The 14,301-nt window shown below is 39.4% G+C and carries 12 protein-coding genes; 11 read left to right on the top strand and 1 reads right to left on the bottom strand.

Features of this window, described 5'->3' with window-relative positions; genetic code table 11:
• The 11 genes from JZU62_RS10025 to JZU62_RS09975 all read left to right on the top strand — a co-directional run.
• The coding region (locus tag JZU62_RS10025) for a hypothetical protein (protein WP_295014392.1) at window positions 1-1,485 on the top strand (1,485 nt) is incomplete at its 5' end.
• 3 nt (window positions 1,486-1,488) lie between these two features.
• Window positions 1,489-3,594 (top strand): ATP-binding cassette domain-containing protein, encoded by a 2,106-nt coding sequence (locus tag JZU62_RS10020; protein WP_295014390.1) that lies wholly within the window; start codon window positions 1,489-1,491, stop codon window positions 3,592-3,594.
• Window positions 3,595-3,623: 29 nt separating this feature from the next.
• On the top strand, window positions 3,624-4,883 hold the full coding sequence (locus JZU62_RS10015; protein WP_295014388.1) for an HlyD family type I secretion periplasmic adaptor subunit: 1,260 nt from the start codon (window positions 3,624-3,626) through the stop codon (window positions 4,881-4,883).
• A gap of 51 nt (window positions 4,884-4,934) precedes the next feature.
• Complete coding sequence (locus JZU62_RS10010; RefSeq protein ID WP_295014386.1) at window positions 4,935-5,900, top strand: hypothetical protein; 966 nt, start codon at window positions 4,935-4,937, stop codon at window positions 5,898-5,900.
• A 142-nt stretch (window positions 5,901-6,042) separates the two neighbouring features.
• Window positions 6,043-8,052 carry a hypothetical protein gene (locus tag JZU62_RS10005; protein ID WP_295014384.1) on the top strand — a complete coding sequence of 670 codons (2,010 nt, stop codon included), beginning with the start codon at window positions 6,043-6,045 and terminating at the stop codon, window positions 8,050-8,052.
• 23 nt (window positions 8,053-8,075) lie between these two features.
• Entirely contained in the window at window positions 8,076-8,732 is a 657-nt protein-coding gene (locus tag JZU62_RS10000; protein WP_295014382.1) for a hypothetical protein, read from the top strand.
• A 10-nt stretch (window positions 8,733-8,742) separates the two neighbouring features.
• Complete coding sequence (locus JZU62_RS09995; protein WP_295014380.1) at window positions 8,743-10,176, top strand: TolC family protein; 1,434 nt, start codon at window positions 8,743-8,745, stop codon at window positions 10,174-10,176.
• Between the two features lie 18 nt (window positions 10,177-10,194).
• Window positions 10,195-10,440, top strand: a complete 246-nt coding sequence (locus JZU62_RS09990; RefSeq protein ID WP_295014378.1) for a hypothetical protein — start codon at window positions 10,195-10,197, stop codon at window positions 10,438-10,440.
• Window positions 10,437-12,215 (top strand): tetratricopeptide repeat protein, encoded by a 1,779-nt coding sequence (locus JZU62_RS09985; RefSeq protein WP_295014376.1) that lies wholly within the window; start codon window positions 10,437-10,439, stop codon window positions 12,213-12,215. The genes JZU62_RS09990 and JZU62_RS09985 overlap by 4 nt, the downstream gene beginning before the upstream one ends.
• Before the next feature lie 132 nt (window positions 12,216-12,347).
• Window positions 12,348-12,581 (top strand): hypothetical protein, encoded by a 234-nt coding sequence (locus JZU62_RS09980; protein WP_295014374.1) that lies wholly within the window; start codon window positions 12,348-12,350, stop codon window positions 12,579-12,581.
• Window positions 12,582-12,686: 105 nt separating this feature from the next.
• Window positions 12,687-13,493, top strand: coding sequence for a hypothetical protein (locus tag JZU62_RS09975; RefSeq protein WP_295014372.1), 807 nt, complete (start codon window positions 12,687-12,689; stop codon window positions 13,491-13,493).
• A 105-nt stretch (window positions 13,494-13,598) separates the two neighbouring features.
• On the opposite strand, the gene JZU62_RS09970 is transcribed toward JZU62_RS09975, so the two are convergent.
• The gene (locus JZU62_RS09970; protein WP_295014370.1) at window positions 13,599-14,156 is read right to left on the bottom strand and encodes an alkylphosphonate utilization protein; all 558 of its coding nucleotides are present in this window, start codon (window positions 14,154-14,156) and stop codon (window positions 13,599-13,601) included.
• Window positions 14,157-14,301 lie beyond the last annotated feature (145 nt).

Genomic DNA, 14,301 nt, shown 5'->3' with positions numbered 1-14,301 from the left:
TCCAATATTACGGGTATTGAAACCATCAATGTCAACCAAAGCACAACCTTGACAGGTACCTTGAATACAACAGCCGTCCATATTGCTACAGGAACTACACTTACAGCGGATGCATCGGTAGTAAGCGCAAAAGTGATCAATAATCTAACCACAAATGGTACAGTTGCGGTGACTAACCTACAGGGTACACTTGCGGCAGATCTCTCTACCATTACAACAACAACTATTGGTGCGACATGGAGCGGCAGTTCTGCTACCTTTACCGGTAATCTTGGTAACGCTTCATTAGCAGTTACAGGCGGCGTTATGACTACAACCGACGAAATATTATCCGGTCATACGGTGACAGGATCGGGAGCGCTAATTGTCAATGTGGATAGTGATTTAGCATTTAATTGGTCAAATATTAATTCTACGGTTAACGAAACCGTCAACTTTAGTGCTGGAATGACCTATGCCCAAAACTTATCAAGTGCAGATGCGCTTACTCTTGCCAGTGGTGTTACCGTCGATATATCGGGTGCCACTATTAATGGCGCAATTACGACATCGGTGACAGGTGCTGCCGGAAGCGAATCTCTAACGCTCAATAGCAGCTTTTTACATGCTACTTCGAGTATTGATTTAGCTGCATCCGCAGATACCCTTGCCATCACCTCCAATACTGCCCTGAGTGCTGCAGATTTTGGTAAGATACATGGCGTAGAAACACTAAATCTTACCAATTACACTGGAACTGCGGATTTAACATCAACGGATGTGAACGAGATCACAACACTTCAAACCGGAAGCAATGTAAATAGTATAACAATTGACTATGCCATGAATGTGACTGATACCGGTGGTACAGATACATTAACTCTTGCAGCCAACAGCATTGATTTAAGTGGAAAAACGATAACTGGTATCGAAACACTAGCACTTGGAGCTACAACAGGGACAACCCTAAATGCAACAGAAGCTAGCAGCATGAATATTACGGGATCAGGTACCAATGCCTTTAGTATAAGTGATAGTGGCGGTGCTGATTCTGTAAATCTAGCAAGTGACCTAAGTGGTTTTAGCGGAACATTTAGTTTCAACGGGGGCACTGGAAATGACAATATGACGTTAGACTTTACTAAATTGGGTAGCCTCACAATGGATGGTGGTGCTGATACCGATACATTAGCTCTTTCTGGGTTATCTGGCAGTCATATTACAGCTGCAAATATGAGCAATATTTCTAATGTAGAAACAGTGGATATTTCGTCTATTGATTTGAGTTCTGCAAGTTTAACGATAGATTTTAATGCGCTTTGGAATCTTGGGCTTACATCCGATTTAGCGCAAACAGGTGGTTATAACACCATTAATTTGGATGTTTTAGGGACAGATACAACTAATCTTAGCATTGCAGGGATGACAAGTCCAGCCTTTATTACAACGACCGGTGCTTATGATATTACCGATGGAACAAATACTTTACACATGATAGTGGCATAATTAATGGAACAACTACTCGAAACAACACAACCAACACACGATAGACTCCTTCTATCGTTCAAATACATCCTCGATTTTTACAATGGGGATGTTGAACTCAAAACGATTACGACCATCTTGGCACATACCAATGAGATGTTAGCGATTGAAGATTTACAACACGGTTCGATGGATTTTGGGCTCAATTTTGAGCAAACGGAAATATCCGAAGAGATTATCTATTCTCATATCTTTCCGTGTATCTTGACAAAAGAGGGGGCGAAGGCAACGATTCTTTTGGCGATTGAGGCAGATATAGCGCAAGTATTTGACGTCATTAGCGGTGAGCGAAAAAGGATTCCGGTTCCACTGTTGGTGGAGGAATTTGATACCATTTTGTATTTTTATAAAGATTTGAGTCACAAAAATATCTTGACCCATGAAGATAAGGGGAAAGGGTGGTTTTGGAAACATCTCATTGAAGCCAAACCCGATCTGATCAAAGTATCTATTTTGACCGTTTTTATCAACGTCTTTATTTTATTGGTTCCTTTGTATGCGATGAACGTCTACAACCGCGTTATCCCGAATTTTGCCGTTGAAACCCTTTTTGTTCTCACTTTTGGGGTAATTTTGATCTTTGTGTTTGATGCTTTGTTCAAGATGGTTCGTATCTATATTCTCGAAAACATGGGACGACGGATCGGAAGTACTCTCGAAGAGGAGCTTTTAAAGCGATTGTTGCTGATCCAAAGCCAACATGACCATCTACTCGCCGGTTCCAAAGCTAACCTTTTTAAAGAGATTGCCCAAGTGCGCGATTTTTTCATGTCAAAAAGTATCGCGTATGCCCTTGATCTACCGTTTGTCTTTTTGACATTGTTGGTTATTTATTTGATCTCTGCTGAGGTGGCGATCATTGCATTTGTTTGCGGGATACTCATTGTCGGGGTGAATCTTGTGTTGCAAATGCCGATTTTCACGTTGGGAAAAAAGCTCTTTCATGATGGACAGATGAAGCACAACTACCTTTTTGAGACGATCAAAGGGATAGAGACCTTAAAGCTTACCAATGCGGTGACAAAACGGCTCCATAAGTGGAGACAGCTCGTCAATTTTTACAATTATATTAATCTCAAAATACAAATGTACACCAATCTCGCGACCAATACCTCTTATATTATTATGCAGCTTGCCACCGTCTTAACGTTGGTGGTCGGAGTTTATCAAGTACAAGAGAAAAACCTCACCATCGGTGCGTTGGTAGCGCTTGGATTACTCGTTGGCAGAGCGATGGTGCCGATTGTCAATATATCCAATCTATTGAGCAAATACAAAGAGTTCAAAGAAGCCCTTGAATCGTTGAACACCTTTTGGCATATACCGCTTGAAACCCAAAAGCCGATCGATATCGGGATTAAACGGCTCCATGGCGAGATTGAGTTCAACAACGTCTCATTTACCTATGCGGGGACAAAACAGCCCTCTATTACCGGCGCGAGTTTCAAGATAAAATCGGGAGAAAAAATCGGTTTTATCGGACCGACCGGAGCGGGAAAAAGTACGGTTTTGCGTCTTTTAACCGGTTTGGATGCCCCAAGTTCTGGAACCGTTTTTATCGATGGCCATGAGATCAATACGATCCATCCCGTAGAGCTTCGTGACAATATCGGTATTATGCCCCAAGAGCCTTTTTTATTCGACGGAACACTCAAAGAGAACATCGAGATCGGTAAAAATATCGGTAAAGATATGTTGATCAAACTGTTGCGTATGACAGGACTCGAAGAGTTGGTAAAACGCTCCGGTGAGGGAGAAAATTTCCAAGTGGGAGAGGGGGGGACGAGATTGTCGGTGGGACAGCGCCATTTGGTAGGACTTGCGCGATCGTTGATTAATGACCCTTCTATCTTGATTTTAGATGAGCCGACCACGGGGATGGATGTGGGGCTTGAAAAAGAGATGATCAAACACCTTAAACCGATTGTTGCGGATAAAACGCTTATTTTGATAACCCACCGTTTTGCGGCATTGGAACTGGTGGATCGGGTGATGGTTGTCAACAGTGGTCGCATTGTCGCCGATGGTCCGCGTGATGAAATACTGGCAAAACTTTCGGGTGTTTCTTAATGATTTCCGATAGAAGGATTTAGCGAATTATGATGATAGAAAAAAAATGGAATTACTATATTACCGTCGTTCCCATCGGGCTATTTATACTAACTACGTTGCTTTGGGCAGCTTTTTCAAGTATAGATGAAGTGGTCAGAGGGGAGGGGAGAGTCATCCCCTCCGGTCAAACCAAAGTACTTCAACACATGGAGGGGGGGATAGTTTCCCAGATTTTGGTCAAAGAAGGGGATCGTGTCTCCCTGAATCAGCCTATGTATCAGCTCGAACAAGCCTCATTTACCGCCGATTTGAATGAAAAAGATATCGAAAAAGTCTCGTTACAAGCCAAACAGCACCGATTGGAAAGTTTGATTTATGATAAAGATCTTGTGTACAGTAGCGGCTTTAGTGAAAAATATCCCCAAGTGGTTCACAATGAGATGCAAATTTTTTACAGCGAACGGCTCAATAACTCAGAGCGACTCAACGGTGCGACTCAAAAAGTTGAACAAAAACGGTATGAAATTCAAGATTTAGAGGCAAAACTGAGAGATTTAACGACCGAATTGGATCTTGCCAAAGAAAACACGGCTATTTCTGAACAACTGATGAGATCGGGTGCAGGATCAAAAAAAGAGTATTTGGCGGAAATGGGTAAAAAACAAAATCTCATAACACAGCTTAACGGTGTTAAAAATCAAATTCCGGTGGCACAGGGGAAATTAAAAGAGGGGATGTTTGAACTCGGTTCGATCCGATCCGAGATAAAATCAAAAGCGCTCAACGAACTTCAAGATGTCCGGTTAAAACTGACACAAACAGCACAGCAAAGCGAAGCAAGTGTAGATCGTACTAAGCGGCTATTGATAACTTCTCCGGTGAATGGGATCGTTAACAAACTTTATTATTATACCATCGGCGGTGCTATAAAACCGGGGGATAAGGTGGCTGAAGTGACACCGCTGGAAGATGGCTTTATGATTGATGCGAATATTCGAGCTTCTGATCGGGGAAGAATCTGGATAGGGCAAAAAGCCAATATCGAAATTACTGCCTATGATTATGCTCGTTATGGCCGCATTGATGGGGAATTAGTTTCCATCAGCCCTGATAGCTATACGAACCAAAAAGGGGATATTCTCTACGCAGTTAAAATCAAAGCATTTAAAGATAGTCTGGGGCCAAATCTTCCAATTATGCCGGGGATGGAAGCGGGAGTTAATATAATCACCGGTAAAAAAACGGTGTTAAGTTATATTGTTTTACCGATTAAAAGAATCGGGCAAAACTCGATGCTTGAGCCATAAATTAGCCATTTTTAGTTATAATCTTAAACAGTATTTAATGGAGGAATTTAGATGTTTGGTATGATCTTAAAATTTCAAGCTTTTCTTGAGAAGTTGAAACAAAATAAACGGGTATGGTTTACTACATTGACATTAATCTCATTTCTTGGGATTATTGGTACCATATCGTATTTGAATACGACTACCAGCAGAGCAGCCCAAAACTTATATGAAGCGACCAGTACAAACTATTTTCTTGAAATTGACTCCAAAAGTAACAAAACCGTTGAAAGCATAACTCTTCTGGGAATCGCATTATTAGAAAACCCAAATTTTGTTGCTATCCTAAATAACCAAAACAACGTTGCAGGGATTAATGAACAGCTAAAAAGTATTGCATCTAAAATTAATAAACCCGATCAAACTCCGATTGCCCTTGAACTTTATAATAAAGATGGGATTAAGATCGCTTCGTCTCTCGCTGATGCACGACTCAATAGCACGCCAAGCGATTCGAAAGTGCTTGAACGGGTTCTAATCAGCAATGAAATGAACAGCGGCATTGAATACGATGACGGTCAAGTCTATTTTAGAGCATTTTTTCCGGTAGGTAATGGAGTCCTTGAAACCAAAAAATCGTTAAACTTTTTAGTTGATGATTATGCGGAGGGGAATAAAATATTTCAAGTCTTGATGGACAAAGATTTTCTTGATATGAAAAATGTTCAACGATACCCATTTAAAAAAATCGGTAAAGGAGAAATTTCGGTTCAATCAACAGTAGATGATGATTTTTTAGAAAAAATCACAGAATTAAACTTTGATGAAATCCTTGAAAAGAAATATATTTTGACTGAAGAGAATTTTATTCTTGCCAAGCCAATTATGAATGTTGATAACAAACGGATAGGGATGATTCTGATCAGTGAAAATATTTTGCAAGATGGTTCATTACCGAATATGACCAAAAGCATTACAACGGGGATTACTACGGCGGCATTAGGACTGGTCGTTGCGCTTCTTGTTCTTATGATCTAACTTATTACCATAAACCAAAAATAAATATTAGGATACGATAAAAATAATGAAACGCATTAAAATCCATAAAGCTTATTTTATTACTTGGTTATTTATTTTATATGTTGTTTATGTTAATTCAGAGATCCTAGGCACATTTTATATGGCAACAGTCATTTTTAGTAGTGCTATTTTAGGGTTTTTAGCGGTAGGGACACTGTACCAATTTGTAAGTGGATTTGATATTATGATGCTCGGGGGTACCTTTGGGGCGCTTGCGTACAAAAAAACCGGATACGAGTTTTATATCCGTAACATTGAATCGATTCTCCCTGCAAATATCGCCTATATGCTTGAAGCTCGTAAAAATCAACAAAAAATGCTTTTTACTCAAGATGAGTCGCGTGATATTATCGAGTGGCTAGAGGGAAAATTTAGCAAACAAAAGTCTTATATCAACTTTTTTATCAATACGTCTATGCTTATCGGATTACTTGGGACCTTTGTCGGGTTGGTTGAATCGATTGATAAAATGGGTCAAATCATTTTGAGTCTTAACGGTGATGTTGATATCAAAGATATTATGCAACAATTCTCAGGCCCTCTTTCGGGTATGGCAATCGGTTTTGGTGCGTCACTTTTTGGGGTTGTTTCGGCGGTAATTCTCGGTTTGAACGGGTATATCCTTTTCCGTTATCAAGATACCCTCATCAGCGGTATTGAAGAGTGGTTAAAAGATAGAATTATCGATGTCGCTCCACAAGAAGGAACTTCAACAGGTATTTCATCAAGCTCCGATTTGACGGGACATCGTAAAAGCTTTCTCGATATTTTCTTGGAACAAATGTCAGATCTTACTGTAGAGATGGGAAAAATTTCCAAATCCAATGAGCGTTTTGATCAAATAGCCTCAACTTTTACAATGATTCAAACATCTGTTCAAGAACAAAAAAACTATTTTGCTTCAATGATCGAGATACAACAGAAATTTTTTATACAATCTGAATCGTTAACCAATACGATTATCAACTTGCATACTTCAGGTAATTCAAAACTCGATGAGCATAAAGCAATTTTTGAAAATCTTACACAAAATAATCGCACTATTGCAACGCAAAGTTACGAGAAGTTTGATGAGATGAATCAAAAAATAGCGATGATGGTTGAGCGCATGGAGAGAAATGATCATGTTTTAAATGCAATTTTATCGGTTAATGAGCGCACTTATGAGGAAGCGAATCGTATGCATGGTGAGTCTTTAAATGAACTCAGTGTCATCGCAGATAACATCCACCTCCAAAGTGAGGGGATTGATCGGGTACAAACAAAAATTGATTACACCAATCAACGACTAGAGAATGTACTAACGGCTCAAACTAAAGAATTTGAACACCATTCGCAAGCCTACCGCGTAATGATCCAAAATTTAGAAAATGTTGGCGGAAGTATTCGTGAGGGAATCACCCTCTTAGAAAAACACGCAGATACTCAAAAAACAGAAGCTGAAAAAGGATCCAACAAGCAGCTGCAACTGTTAAATTCGATGGATAATATAGCAGTATCTTTAGCGAGAGGAGAAGAAAAAGTCCTTCTCTCTCATCAAGCTTCTGCGGAGCAAAGCCGTGAAAATTCAGTAAGAGTGGCTCAAATTTTAGGAGAGCTCAAAGCGGGGATAGAGAGTAATAAACAAGCACTAGAGTCTATTTTTAGCCAAAACGAAAATATAAGCACCCAAGACGGTCAATTCCAAGCAAATGCCCTCTCTGTTCTGGAAAAAATGAGTGACGCATTATCAAATAACCAAATGCAGAATCAAGAGTTGTTGAGTATATCTGCATCAGCAAATCAAGAAACCTCTAACGGATTTTCAGAGGTTTCTAAATTTATTACAGAACTGAAGCAAGGATTGTCGGGGATTGAAAAAATCATTTCTGCTTATATCGAAGATCGAAAGAGTGAAGATATTCAGTTTACAAAAATAATGCAGCAGCAGCATACTAATATCGTAGGATTAGATGATAAAATCGATGAAGCTTCTATGGGGCTTCATTCCAATGCAGAAACATTACATAAGATTGAAAAAATCGTTTCATCTATTGAGACAAAATCTACTTTACGCAAGTCAAGAGAAGGGAAGAAAAAAGGCTTTTTCTCTTCCTTCTTTAAACGGTAATTTTGATTTTGGTAGGAGTTTAAATGGCTGGAGGGGGTAATAGCGATGATATGAACCCATTCATCGCATATGTGGATCTGTTTTCGTCTATTATTATGGTCTTGCTTCTCTTTGTACTGATTATGTTTGTCAATGTCGGTTATTACATCCAGTTTAACACCAAAGATAAAACCAGTGATGAGACCAATACCTCAGAACAACAAGAGGAAAAAGTTACAGAGGTAGTTCAGGTCAAAAAAGAAGATTATGAAAAGCTAATCCAAGCTGCACAACAGCGTGAGACAAACAATACCACCCCAGTGCAAGGGGGAGAAGTTGAAGGAAATTTACTCACTAAAAAATCGGATAAATTTGCAACAGCTGATTTTGTCGATAACGATACGGTAATCGCTTTTAAAAATAATGAATATTTTTTGAGTAAAGATATGGTTCAGGAAGTGGCTTCCTTTATGGAAAACAGGCTTAAAACAGATCCTAATGCGATGTTCTATCTCAGTGTTGGGGATTCGACTAAGCTGATAAGTTCCACTCAGACCAAACAGGTTTCATTGGGGAGAATTCTTAGTTTGAAGAACTCTTTGCAAGAGATGCCAAAGCTTCAAAATAAAATTAAAATTAGTTATAAGCAATCCAATGCTTCAAACTACCAGTTTGGTTACATAAAAATTGATGTTAAGTGAGGTAATCTGAATGATTATTAAATATATTAGTAGTTGTGCGGCAGTTTTTCTCCTTACAACTTTGGCTGTACCGTCGGTTGCAAAGGCTTCAAACGAGGAAGCCATGAAAACACCATCGCCGCTTCTAAGCCCTAGTTATGGTGTTGATAGTAATCAAACATTACCTCAAGAAATGTCGATGGAAGATGCCAATACGACGATAGAGATTCTCAATAAAGTAACTTTGAAAGATGCGGTAAAAGAAGCGATTGACGCAAATTACCGAGTAAAACAAGCGAAAGAACGGGTTATACAAGCCAATTATATGGTGCGGGAAGCATTAGGAGAATTTTTGCCCGATGTGACACTTTCTAATACGAATATGCGAAAACAAATGAACGGGTTTGATAAACAAAATTATGCACAATACGATTATTCTGCTTCCCTCAATTATAATCTTTTCTCATCGGGGAGAGATGCGGCTACACTAGATAAAAATAAAATTGTCAAAAATGAACAAGAAGAGAAACTGAAAGGGACGATGCAAGAGGAAATCAATAAAATGATTGATGCCTATTGCAGCGTTGTATTCGGTCGTCTCTCGGTTGAAGCCAATACCCGAAATTATGAAAAACTTTCAAAAATATATGAAATTGTTAAAATAAAAAGTACCCTTGGTGCGGCGACCAAAGGGGATGAGAGCTCTATTGCGGCAAGTTTGGCAAATGCAAAAACAGCAAAAATGAACACTGAATCAGCGTATAACAATGCAAAAGATTATTATGAATTTCTCATCAATAAAAAAGCAGAAGATCGTAATCCGTATGAAACTAGTTTTGATATTGCTTTAGAAGAGTTTGATCCTATTTATGAAAAGATTAAGACCAATAATACTGATTTGAATATCATGCGACAACAAATTGAAGAGAAGAAAAAAGATGTGTACATTGCTAAATCTACATCATGGCCAACGGTCGATTTTACGGCCTCGACAACAAGACGTTATCGAAATGATCTAAATAATGATGGCTCCTCTCCCACTATTACTGATGGAGAAAACTCTGATACATTATTACAAATTGTAGTAAGTTACGATATCTATACAGGTGGAAAAACAGAAGCTAAAACAGCTCGTACTATGAGTGAAGTAAGCGATAAAATCTATGATTTGGAGTATACTACTAAAGAGACTAAGTGGGATTCCCAAAAGCTCTTTAATTCAGTACAGACCAATACTAATACCTTGAAATCTTTGGAAAAAGAGATTGATGAGAGTCGAAAAATGGCCTATTCGTATTGGGAACGATTCAGACTCTCCAGTCAAGATTTGGTTATATTATTGCAAGCACAGCGTCAAGTTAATACGGCTGAACTTGAGCAACTTCGAAGTCAAAAAACTCGCATCATCGATTATTTCAATCTCTTAACTAAGCAGGGTAAACTACTCGAATATTTTGGCTACTAGTCATTAGAAGGATTTAAAATGTTGAAAAATATCATTTTCATAGTCGTATTTGGTGCAGTGATTAACGTCGGTGCAGTTGAAAAAGATTTGAAAAAATCTCCCGATGTCAAAGAGAAAGTTCTCTATATGAATAAAAAACACTACGATAAAGCGTTGCAAAAAAATTATGAAATAAGTAAAAAAAATAAAAAAGAGATGAAAGTTTATAAGCGAAGCGATGGCTCAGTCGATACCTTTCGGACGATAAATGAGGCAAAACATTGAGTGAAGCGGAGGAAAATCATCTTCATTTAATCATCAGTGGAGATCTTTTTTTAAAAGATTCACAAAATTTAGATGCGATAAGCTGTTATACAAAAGCCATTCAGCTCAAAGATATTAAAACGTGGGATAGAGTAGTACTTCTCCCTTTTTACAATAATCTCGCGATTGCGTACAAGCGTCAAGGCGATCTGCAAAAAGCACAGAGACTTTACGAGGAGGGACTCTCGATAGAGCCTAGATACCCTCTTTATTACTCAAATCTTTTTACGATCTATAAAATGCAAAATAGAATAGATGCGGCAGAGAAGCTTCTGCTGCGTGCAACCATGCTAGAGCGTAAAGATATGGGACATTTTATAGCTCTTGGAGAGTTGTATAAAGAGAAAAAAGAGTATAAAAAATCATTGAATATCGCTATCGAGTGTGTTAAACACTTCCCCAATGAATACGAAGCCCATCTGACCTTGGGTAACTTTTTTGCCAACATGAAACTCTACGCACAAGCGCTTGACCCTTACCTGGCCGCGATTAAAATCAATCCAAACAGTACCCGCGCCTATAATAACGTAGGGGTCGTATACAAAGAGTTGGGTCGCTATGATGAGTCCAAAGAAGCGTATCAAAAAGTGTTAACTATCAATCCTAATGATCCGGCAGTACACAACAATTTAGGGAACCTCCTGCGGTATATGGACGATACGGCGGGCTCAATCGCTCATCTCGAAGAATCGATCCGATTAAACCCCTCCTACGCGGATGCCTACAGCAACTTGGGGGCAGTCTATAAAGAGTCAAAAGCGTATGAAAAAGCGGAAATCTATTACCAAAAAGCGCTCACGTTAGCCCCACAGCATATTAATGCAAATTTTGATTTATCCCTTATCGAGCTTTCTCGCGGAAATTACTCTCTCGGATGGAAACGGTATGAATATCGTCTTCAAATGGTAGAATTGATCAGTAAACTTCATCACTATACAACTCCGATATGGCGAGGCCAACCGTTACGCGAAAAAGTCCTTATTCTCCAAAATGAGCAAGGGTTCGGAGATAACATTATGTTTATCCGCTATGTACCCACATTTATTGAATTGGGTGCGAAAGTCATTATTCGTACCCGTCCCGAGCTTGTCGAACTCTTTAAGTCTATGCCGAATGTTGCTATGGTGTGCAGTGAAGAGGATCCGATCCCTGAGCACGATTATTATCTACCGCTTCTCTCTGCTCCTTATCTTTTTCAAACGACCCAAGAGAATATTCCGCAGGTGTTCCCTTATCTAAGTTCATCGAAACCTTCTCCTCTTATTAAAAAAGAGGGAAAGCCTATCCTCAAAATCGGCTTGGTATGGAGCAGCAGCCGCACCAATAAAGATTTCAAAAACAAGTATATCGGTCTGGAATTTTACAAAAAACTATTCGATATAAAAGGGACAAAATGGTATTCCCTTCAAGCAGGGGGAGATGCTGATGAGATTAAAGCCCTCAACCTCGGATCGAAAATTACCAACTTATCAGAACACTTGAGCGATTTTTCGAACACGGCAAGCATTATCGAGTCCCTTGATTTGGTTATTACAACGGATACATCTGTAGCTCATCTGTGCGGTGCGATGAATAAAGAGGCGTGGGTATTGGTTCCTCGACCGGCTGACTGGAGATGGATGCAAGAGGGAGAAACAACCCCATGGTACAAAAGTCTTAAAATTTTTCGCCAAGATAAACAAGGATCTTGGGCAGCGGTAATTACTGAAATAGAAAAAGCATTAAAAAAGTGTTAAGATTAAAAAAATAGTATATTGCAATCACGATACAGTTTACCAGACATCTTATAAATAACATTTTTTAATATATATTGACACGTATGCTTTTAAGATGATACAATAAGCAAGTTTCATCTTAAAGGTTCTAAAATGTTAAATGATAATGCTTTTGCAGAACATAATAATGTATCGAAGCAGCTACAGCTTTCAATCACGCATACGATGGTAGCTTATCGTGCAAAAATGACGAATTATGAAATTCTATTGTGCCAAGAGATTAGTTCAATGGGGAAATTTCCGCTGATTGATGTAATGGAAAAAATGGCAGCTTTCAAGCAAACGGCTGAACATATCCTCTACAAAAAAGATTTCATCTTTATTTGATGTTGTATGCTCTTTTTGGTACATTCTTCTCTACTTTCAACTGCGATATTTAAAATCTTTACTACTATATCAAACATAATACTTACCACTAAGAGAAGGATCCAAATGAAACCATTAATTGTATCGGCGATATTAGTCCTGATGATGGGAGGGTGCGCTCAGCAACCGACCGCGACTCCACCACCTCCCAAAGCGTGTATGAGCGCAACGCAGCTCAATGCGTATGGGTATGATCACCTTGAAAAGGTAGCAAAACTGTTGCGTGAGGATAAAAAGAATATCGAGTCGTTCGAACTTTTCATTAATGCGATGAAAGGGACTGTGGACAACTATGCCGATATGATTAAATCGAGTCTCTATATCAGCAATGTGGTGAGATTTTTACCGATTCCCTATGCTGGTGAGGTTTCAAACACTACAAAATTGATCTCTAAGACGATATTGCATCTCGGTGGTGCTGCGAGTGCATTAAATCGATACAAAACCAGTTCGGATACATTTTTAGCGAATTTCGATAAGCTGAACCGATCCAACGTGAGTGGTGCAGAGATTTCAAAATTGGCGGTATACGCTGATAGCAAATTACTCGGGGATGCCAAAGCGCTTGAGAACTCTTTAAATGAGATATCTGAATCCACCTCAATGATGGCGGCAACGACACAAAGTATTGCAGATGCTCTCGATGCAACGGGAAATTATGTGAATCAAGCGAAGAACTTTGTGGGGCTGTCACAACCACAACCTAGTGGAGAAGAGAAGTCTAAAGTTATTCAAAATCATAACTCGATCAATACCCGTATGGGACAGCTGAACCAAAAAATCGCATCGTTGGAGAAAAGCGGAGAATCACATCGTTATAATATTGCAAAAGCGAGGGTTTATTCGGAGTTAGCGGTACAGCTGGAGAAATGATTTAAGATAGATTATTTTTCTGCCTCGTAATGAGGCAAGCTTCAGTGACATAGCGGCTAGCGTAGCCAAAGGGATGAAATTCCTTTGGCGTTCAATTTTAGGTAGTTACGCTTTTTTCATAAACGCGGCAACGAGGACAATGGTACTTCCATTGATTTTTCCCTCGATGTAGCGTGCATCATCGGTAAGACGGATATTTTTAACGATAGTTCCACGCTTGGCGGTGAATCCAGCCCCTTTTACTTCGAGGTCTTTGATGAGGGTTACGGTATCACCCTCGGCGAGGATTGTTCCGTTACTGTCGCGTTGAACGACGGCTCCGCCATCATCATTTGATGCTGTATTGAGCATTCCCGATTGCGCCCATACTTTGACATCGTCTTCGAGATACATCATATCGAGTTGATCTTGATCGCCGAGTGCTGATAGAAGGCGGTATGCCATTACTTGGACGGCAGGAACTTGACTCCACATACTATCTGAGAGACAACGCCAGTGATCGGCATCAAGATTTTGAGGATTAGTGATTTGGCTTTTGCACGTTTCACAGATATGGATCGATTGATCCACTGTCCCATCGCTCGGTGCAACCTCAAAAGAGATCAACCCTTCCGTAGCTCCACACAATTCGCAAATATTTCCGCTTCGTTCTTCAATACTCATAATAACACCTTAGTAAAATAATAACGCCATTATAGCGAACTGGGCATTTTATAAACACGGAATGTTCGAGATTTTGCCTTAAAGTGTGTTATCCTTGTCCGTAATTTAAGCCATACGCGCAAAGGAATCCGATGTCGCTCAAAGT

The organism is Sulfuricurvum sp., assembly GCF_019163035.1.
GTDB lineage: Bacteria > Campylobacterota > Campylobacteria > Campylobacterales > Sulfurimonadaceae > Sulfuricurvum.
Note: the sequence above shows the minus strand (reverse complement) of the source record. Positions and strands in the feature narration are given on the sequence as shown.

Excerpts from the sequence above, each read along its gene's own strand:
- JZU62_RS10020 (WP_295014390.1), top strand. The coding sequence starts at position 1,489 with ATGGAACAACTACTCGAAACAACACAACCAACACACGATAGACTCCTT.
- JZU62_RS10015 (WP_295014388.1), top strand. The coding sequence starts at position 3,624 with ATGATGATAGAAAAAAAATGGAATTACTATATTACCGTCGTTCCCATC.
- JZU62_RS10010 (WP_295014386.1), top strand. The coding sequence starts at position 4,935 with ATGTTTGGTATGATCTTAAAATTTCAAGCTTTTCTTGAGAAGTTGAAA.
- JZU62_RS10005 (WP_295014384.1), top strand. The coding sequence starts at position 6,043 with ATGGCAACAGTCATTTTTAGTAGTGCTATTTTAGGGTTTTTAGCGGTA.
- JZU62_RS10000 (WP_295014382.1), top strand. The coding sequence starts at position 8,076 with ATGGCTGGAGGGGGTAATAGCGATGATATGAACCCATTCATCGCATAT.
- JZU62_RS09995 (WP_295014380.1), top strand. The coding sequence starts at position 8,743 with ATGATTATTAAATATATTAGTAGTTGTGCGGCAGTTTTTCTCCTTACA.
- JZU62_RS09990 (WP_295014378.1), top strand. The coding sequence starts at position 10,195 with ATGTTGAAAAATATCATTTTCATAGTCGTATTTGGTGCAGTGATTAAC.
- JZU62_RS09980 (WP_295014374.1), top strand. The coding sequence starts at position 12,348 with ATGTTAAATGATAATGCTTTTGCAGAACATAATAATGTATCGAAGCAG.
- JZU62_RS09975 (WP_295014372.1), top strand. The coding sequence starts at position 12,687 with ATGAAACCATTAATTGTATCGGCGATATTAGTCCTGATGATGGGAGGG.
- JZU62_RS09970 (WP_295014370.1), bottom strand. The coding sequence starts at position 14,156 with ATGAGTATTGAAGAACGAAGCGGAAATATTTGCGAATTGTGTGGAGCT.